Annotated in this window: 1 protein-coding gene; it reads left to right on the top strand. The window is 78.9% G+C overall.

The features are described 5' to 3' along the window. Positions 1-1,796, top strand: a 1,796-nt coding sequence (gene cydC / locus Q6969_RS15355) for a thiol reductant ABC exporter subunit CydC (protein WP_317231221.1), incomplete at its 5' end; no start/stop codon positions are given. Between the last annotated feature and the right edge of the window lie 44 nt (positions 1,797-1,840).

The raw sequence follows: 1,840 nt of genomic DNA, 5'->3' as shown, positions 1-1,840 counted from the left end.
AGCCGCCCGCGCGCCGCGCGCTGCCCGGCCTGCTCGCGGGCCTCGCCGGCGCGGCCGGGGCCGTGGCCCTGCTCGCGACCTCCGCCTGGCTCATCACGCGCGCGTCCGAGCAGCCGCCCATCCTCTTCCTCGGCATGGCCATCGTGGGTGTCCGCGCGTTCGCCCTCGGACGCGCCGCGTTCCGCTACCTGGAGCGCCTCACCAGCCACGACGCGGCCTTCCGCGCCCTGGCGACGCTGCGCGTGGGCGTCTTCGAGCGGATCCTGCCCTTCGCCCCCGCCGGCCTCCGCGACACCCGGCGGGGCGACCTCCTGGCCCGGCTCGTCGGCGACGTCGACCGGCTCCAGGACCTGCCGCTCCGCGTCGTGCAGCCGCTGGCCGTGTCCGTGCTCGTGCAGGTCGCGAGCGTCGCCGTCGTGTGGGCGGTCCTGCCGCCGGCCGGGATCGCGCTGCTCGTCGTGCTCGCCGCCTCCCTCGTCGTCGGGGTCGGGGCGACGTCCGCGCTCGCCGGCCGCGCCGAGACGCGGATCGCGCCGCTCGAGGCGCGGCTGCAGGACCTCGTGCTCGACCTCGTCGGGAGCCTCGACGTGCTGATCGCGTACGGCGCCGTGGACGCCCGGCTCGCCGAGGTCGACCGGGCCGCGGGCGACCTCCGCCGGGCCGTCCTCCGCAACGCTGCCGCTGCCGGCGCGACCACGGGCATCGTGCTCGCCGGCACCGGCGCGGTCGCCGCGTGGACCGTCCTGCAGGGCGTCCCCGGCCTCGCATCCGGGGCCCTCGACCCGGCATGGCTCGCCCTCGCCGCGCTGGTGCCGCTCGCGCTCGTCGAGACCGCGACGTCCGTGCCGCTCGCCGTCCAGGCCTGGCGGCGCGTGCGCACGAGCGCGGAGCGCGTGGCCGGCGTGGTGCCCGCGACGATCCCGGCCGAGATCCCGCGGGAGCCCGTGGGCGCGGACCCTGACGAGGGCGCTGTCGCCGACTCCGTGGGGCCGACCGCACCTACTCCCGCCGACGACGCGCCGGCCGGAGGGTCGCGCGAGCGGTCGGCCGACGGGCGGTCCGGCGGACGCGTCGGGGCGACGCTCGAGATCCGCGACCTCGTGACGCGCTGGCCGGGCGCCGCGGTGGATGCCCTCGCCCCGGTGTCGCTCGTCGTGCGGCCGGGGGAGACCGTCGTGGTGCGCGGACCGAGCGGATCGGGCAAGTCCTCGCTCGCCGCGGCGCTCGTCCGCTTCCTCGGATCCGGCGGCACGTACGTCCTCGACGGGCGGGACGCGCGCTCGATGCCCCCGTCGGCCGTCCGCCGCGTCGTCGGCCTCTGCGAGCAGGCGCCGCACCTGTTCGACGCGAGCATCCGGCAGAACCTCCTCTTCGCCCGCGAGGACGCCGACGACACCGAGCTCGTCGCCGTGCTCGACCGGGTCGGCCTCGCGGGGTGGACCGCGGAGCGCGGCGGCCTGGACGCGCGCGTCGGCGACCGCGGCGGCCTCGTGTCCGGGGGCCAGGCGCAGCGCATCGCCCTGGCGCGCGCCCTCCTCGCCGACTTCCCGGTGCTCGTGCTCGACGAGCCCACGGCGGGGGTCGACGCCGAACGGGCCCGGGCCGTGCTGCGGGACGTGCTCGCCGCGGCGCGCGACCGGGGCCGGGGCGTCCTGCTGCTCACCCACACGGAGGTGCCCGCGGACCTCGTCGACCGCACCGTGCACATGGGCGCCGGCGAGGCCGGGGCTGCCGGAGAGACCAGCGAGGCCGGCGAGGCAGGCGAGGCCGGAGCGGGCCGATCCGCGGCGTCCTGACGGATCCTCGCCCGGGTCAGCCCGCCGGCAGCTCGCGGCGCAGG

This window comes from Clavibacter sp. MX14-G9D (assembly GCF_032917815.1).
Taxonomy (GTDB): domain Bacteria; phylum Actinomycetota; class Actinomycetes; order Actinomycetales; family Microbacteriaceae; genus Clavibacter; species Clavibacter michiganensis_K.
This window is presented reverse-complemented; position numbering and strand designations above follow the sequence as displayed.